Origin of the sequence: Subtercola boreus (genome assembly GCF_003399635.1) — a bacterium.
Classification (GTDB): Bacteria; Actinomycetota; Actinomycetes; order Actinomycetales; family Microbacteriaceae; genus Subtercola; species Subtercola boreus_B.
Genome location: NZ_NBXB01000024.1, coordinates 1 through 13457, shown reverse-complemented (window position 1 = coordinate 13457; position 13457 = coordinate 1). Strand labels below are relative to the sequence as shown.

Below are 13457 nucleotides of genomic sequence, written 5' to 3'. Positions count from 1 at the left end.
TAGGGTGAATCCGAACCGCGGCACCACGCGCACGGCCCGAAGGAGAACACGATGCCCAGCACAGTGACCGGCGTCATCGCCCGCTCGAAGGGCGCGCCCGTCGAACTCGTCAACATCGTGGTACCGGATCCGGGGCCGGGCGAAGCCGTCGTCGACATCGAGACCTGCGGCGTCTGCCACACCGACTACCACTACAGGGAGGGCGGGATCAGCGACGACTTCCCCTTCCTGCTCGGCCACGAGGCCGCGGGGCGGGTCAGCGCGATCGGCGAGGGCGTCACGAATGTGAAGGTGGGCGACTTCGTCGTGCTCAACTGGCGGGCCGTCTGCGGCGAGTGCCGGGCGTGCGTGCGCGCCGAGCCGTGGTACTGCTTCAACACGTTCAACGCGACCCAGAAGATGACCCTCGAGGATGGCACCGAGCTGAGCCCGGCGCTCGGCATCGGCGCGTTCGCCGACAAGACCCTGGTGCACGCGAAACAGTGCACGAAGGTGAACCCGGAGGCCGACCCCGCCGCGGTGGGCCTCCTCGGCTGCGGCATCATGGCGGGCCTCGGCGCCGGGATGAACACCGGCAACGTCGGCCGCGGGGACTCGGTGGCGGTGATCGGCTGCGGCGGCGTCGGCACCGCAGCCGTCGTTGGGGCGGCCCTGGCCGGCGCGACCACCATCATCGCGATCGACCGCGACCCGAAGAAGCTCGTCACTGCCGAGAAGCTCGGCGCCACCCACGTGATCGACTCGAGCGGTCTCGACGAGGCCGGTGTGGTCGCCGCCGTGCAGGCGCTGACGAACACGTTCGGCGCCGACGTCGTGATCGACGCGGTCGGCCGACCCGAGACCTGGCGCCAGGCGTTCTACGCCCGCGATCTCGCCGGCACCGTGGTGCTCGTGGGTGTTCCGACGCCCGACATGATGCTCGAGATCCCCCTGCTTGACGTCTTCGGCCGGGGCGGGGCGCTGAAGTCGAGCTGGTACGGCGACTGCCTGCCCGAACGCGACTTCCCGATGCTCACGGACCTCTTCCTGCAGGGCCGGCTGCCGCTGGCTGAATTCGTGACTGAACGGATCGGAATCGACGATATCGAGCAGGCCTTCGCCAGCATGGCGAGCGGCGACGTGCTCCGTTCGGTGGTGGTGCTCTGATGGCTGCCCGCATCGAGAACATCGTGACGAGCGGCTATTTCAGCCTCGACGGTGAGTCGTGGGACGTCGACAACAACGTCTGGATCGTCGGCGACGACACCGAGTGCGTCGTGATCGACGCCGCGCACGACGCGGAGGCGATCCTGGCGGCCATCGGCGACCGCACGCTGAAGGCGATCCTGCTGACCCACGCCCACGACGACCACATCGACGCCGTGGCCGAGCTGCAGGCCGCAACCGGTGCTCCGGTGTACCTCAACGACGGCGACCGGATGCTCTGGGACCGGGTCTACCCCGACGCTCGGCCGAGCGCCGCCCTGGTCGACGGCCAGATCATCCCCGTTGCCGGCGTCGACCTCGAGGTGCGGCACACCCCGGGCCACTCCCCCGGCGCCGTGTGCTTCGTCTCCTCCGCCCTCGGCACCGTCTTCACCGGCGACACCCTCTTCAACGGCGGGCCGGGCGCGACGGGCCGCTCGTTCAGCGACTTCCCCACGATCATCCAGTCGATCAGCACCAAGCTGCTCACTCTACCTGCGGAGACCGTCGTTCGCACTGGGCACGGCGACTCCACCACGATCGGCGCGGAGGCGCCCCAGCTCGCGGACTGGATCGCGCGCGGCCACTAGAACCCGCCTGCTACCAGAAATCAGCAGGGGTGCAAGGCCCCCGGCCGGGACGCCCTCCCGTTCTACTGTGGATCCATGACGACGAACGATCAGTACACCTTCGGAAACCCGGTCGAGCGGTACAGCCGCGTGGAACCGCCGGTGCAGCACCAGCCGGTGCCCGGCGTGCAGGCGAAGATGACACCGGTACCCGACCTCGGCGAGCAGACGTACCGGGGAACGGGCCGTCTCACCGGCCGCAAGGCACTGATCACGGGTGGCGACTCGGGGATCGGCGGCGCTGTCGCCATCGCCTTCGCCCGCGAGGGAGCCGACGTTGTGATCGTGCACCTGCCCGACGAGCAGGAGGACGCCGACCACATCCTGGGCCTGATCGAAGCAGCAGGAACAAAGGGTCACTCGATCGCTGAGGACATCACCGACCCGGCGCGCTGCCGCGAGCTCGTCGAGGAGGCCGTGCGTGAACTCGGTGGGCTCGACATCCTGGTGAACAATGCCGGCAAACAGGTGGCCGTCGACCGCATCGAGGATCTCTCCGACGAGCAGTTCGAACTCACCTTCCGCACGAACGTGTTCGCGAACTTCTGGATCACCAAGGCCGCGCTCGCCCACCTGCCGGCGGGTGCCAGCATCATCAACACCGCGTCGCTCGAGGCCTACAAGCCGGCTCCCGACCGTCTCGACTACGCCGCGACGAAGGCTGCGATCAACAACTTCTCCAAGGGCCTCGCGCAGCAGCTGGTGCCCCGCGGCATCCGTGTCAATGTGGTCGCACCCGGCCCCGTCTGGACGGCGCTTCAGGTGTCGGGCGGTGTCTCCGACGAACAGATGGAGGCGTTCGACGACGAGAGCACCTACCAGCGCTCCGGGCAGCCGGCCGAACTGGCTCCCGCCTACGTCTTCCTCGCCTCGGCGGAGTCGAGCTACGTCTCGGGAGCCACGGTGAACGTCAACGGGGGCATGGTCACTCCGTGACCGCCGCCGAAGGCACCATCTTCTTCCTTCCGGGCCTCGGCTTCGGCGCTGCTGCGGCAGAGCCGATCGCCGAAGCAATCGGCGATCGGCTCCGTGTCGTCGGCATGGATCTGCCGGGTCAGGGGCAGGCTCCGGATGCCGCTGACGGCACCGTCGGGGCGATGGTGGATGCCGCGCTCACCCGCATCGAGACCGAATCGGACGGCGGCCCGTGGCTGCTCGTGGCCCACAGCATGGGCGGCAAGGTCGGAGCGCTGGTCGCCGCGCGCGTCCTGAGCGGCCGGGCGAACGTCTTCGGGCTGGCCGGCGCGGTGCTCCTCGCCCCCTCGCCGCCCACCCCCGAACCGATGGACGACGACAAGCGTTCTGAGATGCTCGGCTGGGTGGAGAACGGCTCGCTCTCGGCGGCGGATGCGCGCACCTTCCTCGACCAGAACGTCGCCTCACCGCTCGACGGCACCCGGGAGCAGGATGCTCTCGCCCAGGTGCAGCGCACCTCGCCGCTCTCGTGGCGGCGCTGGCTCGACACGGGAAGCCGTGAAGACGTGTCTGACGCTGTCGGCGTGCTCGACCTCCCCGTCGTCGTGCTGGCGGGTGAGGACGATGCCGACCTCGGCGCGGCGGCCCAGCCGCATCTCCTCTCCGGCGTGTACCCGCGGGCCCGCTTCGTCTCGCTCCCCGGCACCGGGCACCTGCTGCCCTACGAACGACCGGACGAGGTCGCAGCCGAGATTGTGCGCCTGTGGAACGAGACGGTCCCGGTTTCTCCCGAGCTCTCGCCCGAGTGGGGACGCCTGATCGCCTCCGACCGCACCCCGGTCGAGACACGCGGGCTGCTGGCCCGACGAGCGCTCGCCGACGACCCGGGTCATCAGCCGTCGGCGCTCTCGTCGGCGCAACTCACGATTCTCCGCGCTTTGGCCGACCTGCTGGTGCCGCAACCCGCCGGACGCCGGATCGACCTCGCCGCCCGCATCGATGCCGACCTGGCGTCCGGGAGCGGCGACGGCTGGCGGCCCGCGGGGCTTCCCGACGACGCCTCCGCCTATCGGCAGGGTCTCGACGCGATCGCGCGAGTCTGGCCGGATTCCGCAGACGATCAGAAGCGCCTCATCCGCTGCATCCTCGAGGGTGAACCGATCGGCGGTGCCGGCGGAGACGCCGATTCAGACACAGACGCAGACCTGTTGAAGCACTGGTTCGAGGACCTCCGCACCGACCTGGCCAGAACCTGGGTGGCGCATCCGGCCACGATGGCCCGACTGGGTTTCGACGGTTTTGCCACCAGTGGCGCCGCAGCCGTACCCGGGTATGTGAACCTCGGCGCCGGTGTGCGCGACCCCTGGGAGCCGGCCGGACTCGGCCACCTGAAAACGGAAGAGGCAGACGAAGCAGGCGGAGCAGACGACGCACGGGAAGCAGGGGAAACGGCGTGAAGCTCCAGGGCATGCGCACCTACGACCACGACGAGATCGTCGATGTGGTCGTCATCGGCACGGGCGCGGGCGGCGCTCCCCTGCTGGCCCGGCTGGCCCAGCGAGGCCTCCGCGTGGTCGCTCTCGAGGCCGGCCCGAACCTCGACCCTGAGGACTTCACGAACGACGAAGTCGAGGCACCCCGCATCAACTGGATGTCCGAGCGGTTGAGCGGCGGCGAGACGCCGACGGCCTTCGGCCCCAACAACAGTGGCTTCGGTGTCGGCGGTGGCACCCTGCACTGGGGCGCCTTCACGCCCCGCCCCGACATCCGGGACATGCGACTGCACACCGGGTCGGACGCCGACGCCGGGGCGGACTCCGGGGCCGACTGGCCGATCGAGCACGCCGACCTCACCCGCTACATCGTCAAGGTGGAGCGCACCATCGGCGTCTCGGGCCCGACCCCGTACCCGTGGGATGCAGAGCGCACCTACCTCGAACCGCCCGTCGACCGGAACGCTCCGGCCGACCTGATGGCCCTCGGCTGCTCGCGCCTGGGCATCCGGGCCACTGACGCACCGGCGGCCATCCTGAACCACGACCGCGAGCAGCCGCACCACGGCCCCCGCCGCGGCAGCCAGAACCTCGGCTCCATCCACCAGGGTGAGCGGTTCGGCACCAAGGCCACCACGGCGAACACCTACCTTCCGGCAGCGGTCGCGGCCGGCGCCGAGATCCGGCCGGACTCGATGGTGCACGGCATCGAGCGTGACGCGCTCGGCCGCGTCACCGCCGTCGTCTACCGCCGGGGCGGCGAGGAGTTCCGCCAGCGGTGCGCCGCGCTCGTTCTCGCCGGCGGCGGCATCGAGACGCCGCGCCTGCTGCTGAACACCGGCCTCGCGAACTCGAGCGGGATGGTCGGGCGGAACTTCCTCGCCCACGGGGCCGTGCAGGTCTGGGGCCGGTTCGACGAACAGATCCGCGGCTACCGCGGCTACCCCTCTGCGCTCATCAGCGAAGATTTCGTGCGCCCGGCTGACGCCTCGTTCGTCGGCGGTTACCTGCTGCAGAGCCTCGGCGTGATGCCGCTCACCTTCGCGACCTCCCTCGTGCGGGGTGCCGGTCTCTGGGGCGCCGAGCTGGTCGATGCCCTGGATGCCTGGCGGTACTCGGCCGGCATCGGAATCAATGGCGAATGCCTACCCCGAGAGAACAACCGGCTCGTGCTCTCCGATGAGCGGGACGAATGGGGCGTGCCTCGGGCCGTCGTCACCTTCACGCAGGGCCCGAACGAGAAGGCGATCGACGATCACGCCGCGGGCACGATGACCTCGATCCTCGAGGCCGCAGGTGCCCGCGAGACACGCGTGCTCCCCCGCACCGCCCATACCCTCGGAACCTGCCGGATGAGCACCGACCCCGGCGAGGGCGTCGTCGACGGCGACGGGCGGAGCCACGACATCCCGAACCTCTGGATCTCGGACAACTCCACCTTCCCGAGCTCGCTGAGTGCGAACCCGGGACTGGCCCAGATGGCGCTGGCGCTCCGCACGGCCGACCGGATGCTCGCCTGAGGCCTTCGCAACAGGTTTGTTCGGCGCGCCAAGCTCCGAAATACGTACCGTCGTATCCATGCGGATGTATGAGAACCGGCGTTCCGATGTGTCAGGCTTGTCAGGTCGACGGGGACGCCATCCCACTCAGCGCAGGCGTTCGGCTGCTGGCCAGCCCGTTCACCCGGTACATCATCGGCGGCCTCGTGCTCGTCGGCTCGGCACGCTCATCCTGCTCGACCACCTCGGTATCTGGTGATCTGCGGAGCCGCCATCCAACCCTCCGGTCAGCAGTCCGGGCCGCGGTAGTCGAAACGGCGACCCGACGCATCCTGCTGCGCAAGCCTGCGAAGGGCGAGCAGGAGCGGTTCGACCAGAACGGTGCCGAGGACGACGTATCGCACGGCCGCGTCCACGGACTCCGTCGGAATCTCCGCCACCTCCTCGGCCGCGATCGCTGCCATGTGGGCCGCGTACTGGTCGAGAACACCCTCCGGCAGGTCGAAGCCTGCCGCATCGAGTCCGGCGAGAGCATGTTCGAGGGCACCCAGCGATGCAGTGTCGCCGGGGTCGCTGCCCCAGCCCCAGCGTGCGACGAGTCCGGCGGCGCGGTCGAGCTCGATCCCGCTTGCGGCATCCGGAGTCACAGATGACTGCGCAATGCCGAGGACTTCAGCAACATGCCGGTGAGGGGTCTCCAGCTGCTCGATGACCGCACGGGCGCCGGCGACGCTCAGACCGCCGCTGTCGAGAAGCGCACGCACCAACCGGAGGCGTTCGACGTGCTCCTCGCCGTAGTGCGCCTGCGTGGCGCTCGTCAGAACGCCGTCGTGCAGCAGACCTTCGCGCAGGTAGTACTTGATTGTGGCGACCGGAACGCCCGACTTCTCCGACAGTTGCGAGATTCGCACAGAACCCTCCTTGACAACAGAGAGTAGCACTGTCCAATATTGGATATCGGCACTCTCCAATGCGGGTGTCCCATCGATTCCCAAGGAGCCCTCATGCCTCGTGTCCTTCCCGGCCGGATGACCCATCGCCACGATGGCGAACTCGTCGTGTTCCTTATCGGGATGCGCGTGAACCAGTGGTGGCGGCCCGACCAGTGGCTGCCCGTCTTCGGCGCCATGGGTCCCATGCTGACGGAGCTCAGCCGGGACACAGAGTCAGGGCTTGCCGGGTTCCGTCTGACGATCGGGGCGGACGGGCCCGTACTCGTGCAGTACTGGACGAGCCTCGAGAAGCTCTACGCCTACGCAAGTGCGCCGTCTTCCGCACATCGACCGGCGTGGAGCTCCTTCAACGCCCGCGCCCGGAAGGCGCCCGGCGCCGTCGGCATCTGGCACGAGACATTCGTGGTCGAACGGGCCGAGAGCATGTACGTCGGCATGCCGACGCGCGGGCTTGCGGCTGCCACGGAGTCGATCGTGGTCGATCGCTCCAGCCACACGGCACGGGCCCGCGCGGCTGCCGGCCAGACCCGCGCTTCCTGACCGCGCCGCACTCACTCGACCCGCGGAGCGTGTGGGGCGGCGGCGCGGCGGGCGGTGACCGCGGCCGCGGTGTCCTCCAGTAGCAGGTCGGAGTTCGCGCCGACTCCGGCCATCATGCCGGATGCCGCTGCGGTCATCACCTGCGCCATCGGGTTCGAGACGTTGCCCGCGACCCAGACGCCGTCGGCGGCGCGGCCGAAGTCGTCTGCCACGGCGAACGTTCCCGCGCCGCTCGGATGCTCGGCCACCGCCGCGCCGAGGGGCACCAGCAGCGTGTCGCCCACCACGATGCGCGTGGCGACGGCGATCGCCGCGAGAGGCACGAACCGCCCGTCTTCGAGTTCGGCGCCCGTCAGGGATCCGGAGCCTGCGTCGCTTGCGACACGCACTACCCGGCCCGTCACGACCTCGATGCCGCGCGCAGCGAGCTGCTCCCACTCCTCGTCGGTCGGATCGGGGGCGTCGTGCAGCAGCAGGGTGATGCGGTCGCTCCACTGCCGGAACAACAGCGCCTGGAACACCGCGCGCGGCCCGGTGCCGAGCACGCCGATCGGTTGGTCGCGCACCTCCCAGCCGTGGCAGTACGGGCAGTGGATGATCCCCCTCCCCCACTGCTCACGGAGCCCCGGCACGTCGGGCAGTTCATCGACCGCGCCCGTGGTGATCACGAGCCGGCGTGCAAGAACCTCGGAGCCGTCGAGCAGGGTGACGGCGAACCGGGCAGGACTCTCAGCGACGGTTGTGCCGGATTCCAACCGCCGCACCGCCACGACCGTGCCCGGCCGCACCTCGCCGCCGTACATCTGCACGTCGAGGCGGCCGAGCCGCGTCAACTCGGCCGGCGGCGTGCCGTCACGGGTGAGGAAGACGTGCACGCCCTCGGCCGACGCGTTCCGGGGCTGCCCGGCGTCGATCACGAGCACGCTCCGCCGTGCGCGCCCGAGCGAGAGCGCAGCGCTCAGACCGGCGGCCCCGCCGCCCACCACGACTGCGTCCCACACTGTGCCGCCTGCCGTTTCATACCGTCCGGCATCGTTCCGGGCATCCATCGCAGTTGTTCTGTTCGTCATCATGACCTCCGCCAACATCCTCGAACGGAGTTGGCCGAAACGACAAGCTCTGTTGCCAGTGTGGCAAGCTTGCAGGATGGTCTCCCACGCGACATCCAGAACCCCCGCCCGCCCCGGGGGAGCAGCAGAAGCAGCGGCAGCGGCAGAAGCACCAGACACGACCGAGGGGGTGCTCGCGGGGGTCGGCGCCCGGCTGCGCGCCCTCCGCACCGCGCGGGGCATCACGCTGGCCGCACTCTCGGCCGAGACCGGCATCTCGGTGAGCACGCTCTCGCGCCTCGAGTCCGGGCAGCGCCGACCCATGCTCGAACTGCTGCTCCCCCTCGCCCGGGCATACGGGGTGCCGCTCGACGACCTCGTCGGGGCTCCGCCGACGGGCGACCCGCGCATCCATCTGAAGCCGATCCGCCACGGCGGCCAGACGATCATCCCGCTCTCCCGCGGCGCGACCGGGCTGCAGGCATTCAAGCACCTCATCGCCGGCGGCGCGGCGACCCCGCGCGCGGAACCCGAGCCGAAGACCCACGAGGGTTTCGAGTGGATCTATGTGCTCCGCGGAAACCTCCGCCTTGTGCTCGGCGAACACGACTTCGTGCTGGCGGCGGGCGAGGCTGCCGAATTCGACACCCACACTCCGCACTGGTTCGGGCGGGCCGACACGGGGGCTGTCGAGTTCCTCAGCCTGTTCGGCCGCCAGGGCGAACGGATGCACGTGAGGGCCACCCCCGCGGCGTCACCGAAGCGCTGATGCGGCCACCAGGCGGCGAGCGTGCCAGCCAGGCGGGGAGTGTGCCAGCCAGGCGGGGAGTATTCCAGCCAGGCGGGGAGTATGCCAGCCAGGCGGGGAGTATGCCAGTCTGAGGGGATGAGCAACGAGCACACTCCCGACCTGTCCGACTCCCTCGAAGGGCGCCTCGACGAGGCGGTCGCGCGCGAGGGCGCTGCGAAGGTCGCCCGCCGCGCGACGTCGCTGCTCGCCGGAGGGTACGAGGGCGAGGAGTTCCTGCTCGTGGTCGGCGGTTCGCACGCCGAGGGCATCGTGGGAGGCGCACCTGCGCTGTACTGGCCGGAGGTCTGGGGGGCGCGCACCCTGCTCTACGTGTGGGATGACGCGGCCGCACCGACGGTGATCGCGGCGCTCACGAACCAGTCCTGGCGGGTGCGCGAGATGGCCGCCCGGGTGTGCGCCGCCCGCGGCGTCGGCACAGCGAGAGACCTGGTGAAGCTGACGACCGACGAGAACGCCCGGGTGCGGGCTGCCGCCGCGCGGGCGATCGCTGCCGTGGGCGAGGCTCCGAGCATCCAGAGCCTCGAAGCCATGCTGCGCGACCGCGATAAGGACGTGCGACGAGCCGCCCAGCAGTCGATCGAGACGCTCAGGGCCCGGCTCGACGTTTAGTTGCACTTTGGCAAACAGTTGCTGGGGATTCGCATAGAATCGGGGGTATGAGCCGCACAGATCTTCTCGTCAGTCCCTCTCGGCACGCTGCTGAGCTGTCCGCTGGCGCGGCTCACTCCGCGGGTACGGGTCACTCGGCGGGCACGGCGAAGGGATGCCGGTTCGCATCGAATTGCTCCTGCGTGTTCGCTCCGGCCGAACCTGCCGAGCCGCGGGAGCGCACGCTCAGCGGGAAGACGGCGGAATCGGGTGGCTCGTCGGACTCCTCGCCCTCCTCGCGTGACACTGTGACGGAGATCGAGGCGGAGGTCGCCGTACTCCTGCAGCGCGGTTGGAAGGTCGCCTCCGCCGACGACCACACTGTCGTTCTGACCAGGCAGCGCACCATGCCGTTCTGTGTGAACGTCGGCCTGCTTCTCGTCACCGGGTTTCTCTGGTCGATTTACATGGTCGCCCGGGCGCGGCACCCGAAGATCGAGACCACGACGCTCAACTACTGAGCTCCGTGACCCCGGCGCCACTCAGAGCTGGGCCGAACAGGCTGCCTCAGGATGCCGCGAAGCGGGCGTGCACGCGGGAGGACACCGTGATGTCCTCCGGTTTCAGGTCGAGTCCGCCGCCGCTGGCGCCGCCGCCCGCCGCACGTGACATCATCGCCATGTCATGGAGCGGCGAGGCTCCCGCATTCGTGTCGCCCCCGAGCATCCCGGGGTCGGAGACGGCGAGCGGGCTCACCGTCGACAGCCCGAGGCTCCTGGCGTAGGCCGTCGCTCGGCTCACTGCATCCTGCACAGCACCGTTCTGGGCTTCGACGGTGATGCGGGCCTTCGTCACCTCAGTGAGCGCCCAGTCGATACCCGAGACAGTCACGCCCTCCTCTGCCGCCACCGACTCCACCCAGTCGGCCAGCGCTGCCAGATTGGCGAACTTGACCTCCAGCGCGACGGCCGAGTGGTGTACGAGCGGGAGAATCGCGCCATCCTGGCTCCACGGCCGGTCGCTCCAGACCCGCATCCGATCGGCCGACCACCATGTCACTGCGCCGTCGGCCCTGAGACGCTCGGCCTGCTTCGCGAGCATGCCGTGCACCTCGGTGGTGCGCGACAGCACCGGCGCCTTCTCGGCACCTTCGAAACCCGTGCTCAGCCGGGCGGTTCCGCGCTCGGCAGGGTGGTGGTAGTCGAAGTGACCCTCGACGGTGATTATCGTGTCGACCATGCCCTGCACCCTACCCGCCTCCGCGGTGCGCACGCGCCTACACAGCGCGGAACGGCTCGAGGGCTCGATTGTCGATACCGCACCGTCTCCCCGTCGTCGGTTCCGCGATGCTGTTCGACCGGATGCGGCAGAATCGGGAACATGGATGCTGCAGCGGTGACGCGATTCGACACGGCGGGACTGTGGGCCGCGCGCGTCGTCGCGACGCTGGGGGTGCTGGCGTGCGTGTGGGCGGCGGTGATGACCGGCGCGATGCTCGTGCACGGGCATCCGGCCTACCTCGTGCTCCTCGTCGGGTCGTTCGTGACCTGTGCCGTGGTCGCGGTTCGGGCCTGGCTGACCCGCACTGTGCGGCGGCGGCGCTTCAAGGTGGGGCGCGGCATCCTGCTCGTGGTGGGGGTCGGACTGCTCGCCGGCGTAGTCTGGCTCGTGCCGTCGTCGGCCGTCGAACCGGCGCTCCAGGCGATGCACTCGAACGCGGCCGTCACCGTGAGCGAGACGCCGACAGAGATCGTTCTCACGCCGACGGGCACCATCAGCACGACGGGTGTCTTCTTCCAGCCGGGGGCGCGAGTGGATGCCCGGGCCTACACCGCCGTGCTGAAACCGCTCGCCGAGGCGGGCCACCTCGTCGTGATCCCCAAGCAGCCCCTCGGCATCGCCTTCCTCGCGACGGGTGCGTTCGCTGCCGACCGTGACGCGTTCGTTCCCGTTGCCCAGTGGATCGTCGGCGGCCACTCTCTCGGAGGCACCGTGGCCGCTCTGGATGCCGCGGCCCACGACACCGATGCCTCGGAGCCTGTTGCGGGCCTGCTGCTCTACGCCTCCTACCCGGCGAACGACAGCTCAGACCTCACCGCGCAGGTGCTCTCGGTGTCGGGTTCGCTCGACGGGCTCGCCACGCCCGACAGCATCCGGGCATCCAGAGCCGACCTTCCGGCCGACACCACGTTCGTCGACATCGCGGGCGGTGTGCATGCGTTCTTCGGGGACTACAGCCCTCAGACCGGCGACGGGCAGCCCACGATCTCCCACGACGACGCCCGCTCCCAGATAGTGGCGGCGACGCTGGCTTTCGTCACGGCGGTGTCGGCGGGCGGTTCGACGCGCTGAGACGCAGGCTCACCGAGATGCGCTGACGCACCCTCAGGCGGGTGGCGGTTCGCTTCGGTCGAAACCGCCGTCGTGCCATTCGCCGGCCACGCTGCCCGTCCGACGGGCGATTCGGTCGGCGGCCCCCGGGGCGGGCCAGAGCGCCAACTCGTAGGCGTCTGGCGCCGGGTCTTGGGCGTCGGCGACATCCTGCTGCTTGCCGGCATCCATTCCGCTCGCGCTCCATCGGGCGCGGTAGCAGGGTGCCGGCGCCTCGAATCCGGCAACAGGATCGCCCGCCCATCCGAGGAACGCGGCGCTTGTCCCCTCGGGCGTGAAGCTCACCTCGACGATCTCCTCCCACTCGCCGAGCGCCGGTTCAGCGTCGGTCACCACCACGCGCACCGGGATGTCGCCGGTGTGCGTTCCCGTGACGAGAAAGAGTGCGCCCGGCACGGCGGCGCCGCAGAGTCCGTTGGCCTGCCGGAAGAACGCACCGTCGGGCGGCGGCGGCTCCTCGTCACCCGAGACGAGGTGCAGCTGGCCGTAGGAGGTGAACACCGTCCCATCGAAGACAACCGTCATGGGGTGAGTCTGGCAGGTTCGAGGGAAGATGTTGGCCGCCAGATCGCGGTCGTCAGACCACGGTCGTCAGACCACGGTCGTCAGGACTCCGCCGTCTGGGTAGCCATCGGTTCGGGCGTGAAACCTGCTCTACAGGCGACGGGCGAGATCTTCGACGCGTGCCCGGATGTCGTCGCGCAACAGGCGCATCCGTTCCATCCCCCCGATACCGCGCTCGGACGGTTCATCGGTGATCCATCGCTCGAAGCGAGTGCCTGGAACCTCATCGACCACCGCCTCCGCGCCGAGGACGACCACGATGTCCGCCCCGTCGACCATGGCTGTCGTCAGGGCTTTCGGATGCTCATCCCCGACGGTGACCCCGACCTCGGCGAGGGACTCCACTGACTGCGCGTTCAGGGCGGGCCCCGGGTTGGTGCCGGCTGAGACGACGTCGACGGTCTCGCCAGCCAGGTCACGCAGCAGCGCGGCGGCCATCTGCGACTTGCCGGCGTTCCGCTGGCAGACGAAGACAACACGCGGAACGGCATCGGACGACATCGGATGGGCCTCTCCTGCGGATTCACCGCTGTCTGGATCGAGTCCAAAGCTAGCAGGGTGGCGCCAGCCGGTGGGACGGCACCGCGGCTCAAGGCTTCTCCGCAGAGTGGACCGGGGCATAGACGCCGCGACCGTCGCCCCCTGTCAGAAGGGTGGTGGTGTGGTGGGTCTGTTGTCGAACCGGATGGTGGGTGGTGCAGTGGGTGGTGCAGTGGGTGGTGCGATGGGGGTGGGTTCGACGGTGTATTCGTGTCCGGCGGGTGAGGTCCAGGTGATGGTGCCGTGAGGTGCTTGTTCTACCGACCATTCGGTGTGGTGTTTGACTTTGTGGTGGCTGCT

15 protein-coding genes and 1 pseudogene are annotated in these 13457 nt (G+C 69.6%); 10 read left to right on the top strand and 6 right to left on the bottom strand.

Annotated features, from left to right (window positions below; all coding sequences use genetic code 11):
• Nucleotides 1-51 precede the first annotated feature (51 nt).
• The 5 genes from B7R22_RS07690 (at nt 52) to B7R22_RS07670 (ending at nt 5742) form a co-directional block, all read left to right on the top strand.
• Nucleotides 52-1146 carry an S-(hydroxymethyl)mycothiol dehydrogenase gene (locus tag B7R22_RS07690; protein WP_116411196.1) on the top strand — a complete coding sequence of 365 codons (1095 nt, stop codon included), beginning with the start codon at nt 52-54 and terminating at the stop codon, nt 1144-1146.
• Nucleotides 1146-1775: an MBL fold metallo-hydrolase gene (locus tag B7R22_RS07685; RefSeq protein ID WP_116411195.1), complete on the top strand. Its 630-nt coding sequence runs from the start codon at nt 1146-1148 to the stop codon at nt 1773-1775. The genes B7R22_RS07690 and B7R22_RS07685 overlap by 1 nt, the downstream gene beginning before the upstream one ends.
• 75 nt (nt 1776-1850) lie before the next feature.
• Nucleotides 1851-2750: an SDR family oxidoreductase gene (locus B7R22_RS07680; protein ID WP_116411194.1), complete on the top strand. Its 900-nt coding sequence runs from the start codon at nt 1851-1853 to the stop codon at nt 2748-2750.
• Nucleotides 2747-4186 carry an alpha/beta fold hydrolase gene (locus B7R22_RS07675; RefSeq protein WP_116411193.1) on the top strand — a complete coding sequence of 480 codons (1440 nt, stop codon included), beginning with the start codon at nt 2747-2749 and terminating at the stop codon, nt 4184-4186. The genes B7R22_RS07680 and B7R22_RS07675 overlap by 4 nt, the downstream gene beginning before the upstream one ends.
• Nucleotides 4183-5742, top strand: coding sequence for a GMC family oxidoreductase (locus B7R22_RS07670; RefSeq protein ID WP_253258948.1), 1560 nt, complete (start codon nt 4183-4185; stop codon nt 5740-5742). The genes B7R22_RS07675 and B7R22_RS07670 overlap by 4 nt, the downstream gene beginning before the upstream one ends.
• Nucleotides 5743-6008: 266 nt before the next feature.
• Here the strand turns inward: B7R22_RS07670 and B7R22_RS07665 are convergent, their stop codons facing one another.
• Complete coding sequence (locus B7R22_RS07665; RefSeq protein ID WP_116411192.1) at nt 6009-6632, bottom strand: MerR family transcriptional regulator; 624 nt, start codon at nt 6630-6632, stop codon at nt 6009-6011.
• Nucleotides 6633-6725: 93 nt separating this feature from the next.
• On the opposite strand from B7R22_RS07665, the gene B7R22_RS07660 reads away from it, so the two are divergent.
• Nucleotides 6726-7214, top strand: coding sequence for a DUF4188 domain-containing protein (locus B7R22_RS07660; protein ID WP_116411191.1), 489 nt, complete (start codon nt 6726-6728; stop codon nt 7212-7214).
• 11 nt (nt 7215-7225) lie between these two features.
• Here the strand turns inward: B7R22_RS07660 and B7R22_RS07655 are convergent, their stop codons facing one another.
• Nucleotides 7226-8284, bottom strand: coding sequence for an NAD(P)/FAD-dependent oxidoreductase (locus B7R22_RS07655; RefSeq protein ID WP_253258947.1), 1059 nt, complete (start codon nt 8282-8284; stop codon nt 7226-7228).
• Between the two features lie 76 nt (nt 8285-8360).
• Between B7R22_RS07655 and B7R22_RS07650 the strand changes: the two genes are divergently transcribed.
• The 3 genes from B7R22_RS07650 (at nt 8361) to B7R22_RS18780 (ending at nt 10183) form a co-directional block, all read left to right on the top strand.
• Nucleotides 8361-9032 carry a helix-turn-helix domain-containing protein gene (locus B7R22_RS07650; protein WP_116411189.1) on the top strand — a complete coding sequence of 224 codons (672 nt, stop codon included), beginning with the start codon at nt 8361-8363 and terminating at the stop codon, nt 9030-9032.
• Between the two features lie 117 nt (nt 9033-9149).
• Entirely contained in the window at nt 9150-9683 is a 534-nt protein-coding gene (locus B7R22_RS07645) for a HEAT repeat domain-containing protein (protein ID WP_116411188.1), read from the top strand.
• Nucleotides 9684-9730: 47 nt separating this feature from the next.
• The gene (locus B7R22_RS18780) at nt 9731-10183 is read left to right on the top strand and encodes a hypothetical protein (protein WP_147305334.1); all 453 of its coding nucleotides are present in this window, start codon (nt 9731-9733) and stop codon (nt 10181-10183) included.
• 46 nt (nt 10184-10229) lie between these two features.
• On the opposite strand, the gene B7R22_RS07635 is transcribed toward B7R22_RS18780, so the two are convergent.
• Entirely contained in the window at nt 10230-10901 is a 672-nt protein-coding gene (locus B7R22_RS07635) for an SIMPL domain-containing protein (RefSeq protein WP_116411186.1), read from the bottom strand.
• 141 nt (nt 10902-11042) lie between these two features.
• Between B7R22_RS07635 and B7R22_RS07630 the strand changes: the two genes are divergently transcribed.
• Entirely contained in the window at nt 11043-12014 is a 972-nt protein-coding gene (locus B7R22_RS07630) for an alpha/beta hydrolase (RefSeq protein WP_116411185.1), read from the top strand.
• A 33-nt stretch (nt 12015-12047) separates the two neighbouring features.
• On the opposite strand, the gene B7R22_RS07625 is transcribed toward B7R22_RS07630, so the two are convergent.
• From B7R22_RS07625 to B7R22_RS19480, 3 genes and pseudogenes are all read right to left on the bottom strand, one after another.
• Complete coding sequence (locus tag B7R22_RS07625) at nt 12048-12578, bottom strand: hypothetical protein (protein ID WP_116411184.1); 531 nt, start codon at nt 12576-12578, stop codon at nt 12048-12050.
• A gap of 129 nt (nt 12579-12707) precedes the next feature.
• Nucleotides 12708-13118 (bottom strand): low molecular weight phosphatase family protein, encoded by a 411-nt coding sequence (locus B7R22_RS07620; RefSeq protein ID WP_116411183.1) that lies wholly within the window; start codon nt 13116-13118, stop codon nt 12708-12710.
• Between the two features lie 144 nt (nt 13119-13262).
• Nucleotides 13263-13457: pseudogene (locus tag B7R22_RS19480) on the bottom strand (hypothetical protein); the annotation flags it as partial.